Here is a 1,877-nt window from a genome sequence, read left to right on the forward strand (position 1 = left end):
ATAAGACAGCTGAACCAGCGGGCGATCTCGCGGTTCGAGGATCTCGTCCAAGTGACGAACAACGGCGATGTGCCGTACGACCGGCTCGCTTTCTCGTTTTCCGCGACCGACGGGGGTTCCGAGTCGTTGGGGGTCACCGAGACGCTCCGGGTGGTCTCTGCGGACGGGCGGACGCGGACGGACGACGAGGGGCGGACAACGCTGCTCGCGGACCCCGACGAGACGTTCGACGCCGGCGATGCGGTCACGTTCGGCGTCGTGGTGAATCTGATCGCGAGCGACGCGCCTGGCGACCTCGAAACGCTCCCTGAGCAGTCGAGCGTCATGTTAGAGATAGCTGCGATAAACGAGGAGTGATTGATCACCGAGAGGTATGATCGGACGCAGTAATCTGAGTGTGGTACCGTGTCACGCAATATTGGGTAAAGCAGGGCCATTCGACTCTCGTCTGTCGGTCTGTTGATCGCCACCTTCGCGGTCAAGCCCCGCCTGAAACGGGGCTCGTCGTCTCTTCCGGGGTCAGGTCGTCCCTTCGAACGTTTCAAGTAACCTAATATTAAGTGGATAGCTCTACAGTAGGCAAATAGGTGGAAGCCACATGGTTAAGCGACGCAGTATGGTGATCGGTCTCGGGGCGTTAGCAACAGGGAGCGGCGCGGTCTTCTCGTCGGCGGCGTTCAATGCTAGTGCGAACGCGACGGCAGACATGCGGGTCGTTGTCGAGGACGACATCGCTATCGAGGCGGGTCCAGCGTTTAGAGACGGGGGCCAAACTGGAGACTACGACTACGGAGCAACCGATCCGCCATATATCGCTGGCGGTAATGAACTGTTCGACGGAGTGGACAGCTCAGGACTCAACGGTGCGATCGATGATCCGGACGACCTGCCCGCGATGTACGTCAGCGACGGCGTCGTTGGGGGACCGAACGGTGACGACGGGGACCCGTTCCGCATCGAGCTGGCTGTTCCGAATCGGGTCGGCCGGAATCACTCTAACGCTGCGGTTAACAGCGCTGTTGGTGACCCGTACAAAGGGACATTCTCCGAGGTACTCCAGATTCGGAACCCCGGAACAGAGGAACTTGATGTCGGTATCAAGTTTAACGACTTCGGTAGTTCCGTCTCTAGCTCGCCTGGCACCGAGGAACTGAACACGACCAGCGTGTGGGACATCTTCCAGTTCAAGGTAAACGGTGGCAGTCAAATATCGACAGGCAGTTCTACTGACCCGCCGTCTAATCCGGACAATCAGACTGTCGCGAATAACGGTGTCACCGTAGACACCGGTGATATCGTCTCAATCGACCTCACCGTCGATCTGAGTGGCCACGCAGGAACGATCAGAGACATCGCAACGCCCGGAAAAGCAGACGTATTCGGTGACGGAGGCGCGAACGACACTGTTCAGCTAGTCAAGGAGCTCCAGTTTGGTACCTTGAGTAGCACCGACGACATCTAACCTAGTGTGTAGCACCCCGAAAATCGGGAACCGCCATTCAATTCGGAACGCACTACCACCCATTTTCGTTCTCACCTGAACACCGCCCTCCAACTCTCCCCTGAATTCAAGTAATTCGGCTGCGTGGAAGCAGACAAATTGGTAGTTTAGGAATCATGATCGGTAGGCGAGCTGCGATCACATCCACCGTGTCACTCGGATTCTCTTCGATCGCTGGCTGTCTCGACACACTCCCGGATGAAATCGGCGGAGACGGCGGTACTGGCGGAAGCAACAGTCAGTCCCGCGAGATTGTCACGAAGTACGATAACGCGCTCGGCGCCCGCAACGACGCGACGATGACCCGCGACGAGGGGGTCACCGCGTTCAATCAGGAGGCGTACGCAGACGCGGTCGATGCGATCGAAACCGCGCT

General features: G+C 58.2%; 2 protein-coding genes and 1 pseudogene. All 3 read left to right on the forward strand.

Annotated features, from left to right (window positions below):
• A pseudogene (locus EXE42_RS18690) lies at window positions 1-357 on the forward strand (hypothetical protein); the annotation flags it as partial.
• Window positions 358-598: 241 nt separating this feature from the next.
• Entirely contained in the window at window positions 599-1,462 is an 864-nt protein-coding gene (locus EXE42_RS15295) for a hypothetical protein (protein ID WP_137706888.1), read from the forward strand.
• A 188-nt stretch (window positions 1,463-1,650) separates the two neighbouring features.
• Window positions 1,651-1,877: hypothetical protein (locus EXE42_RS19635; protein WP_206750726.1), on the forward strand; the 227-nt coding region annotated here is incomplete at its 3' end.

The organism is Halorubrum sp. SP3, assembly GCF_005435195.1.
GTDB classification, from domain to species: domain Archaea; phylum Halobacteriota; class Halobacteria; order Halobacteriales; family Haloferacaceae; genus Halorubrum; species Halorubrum sodomense.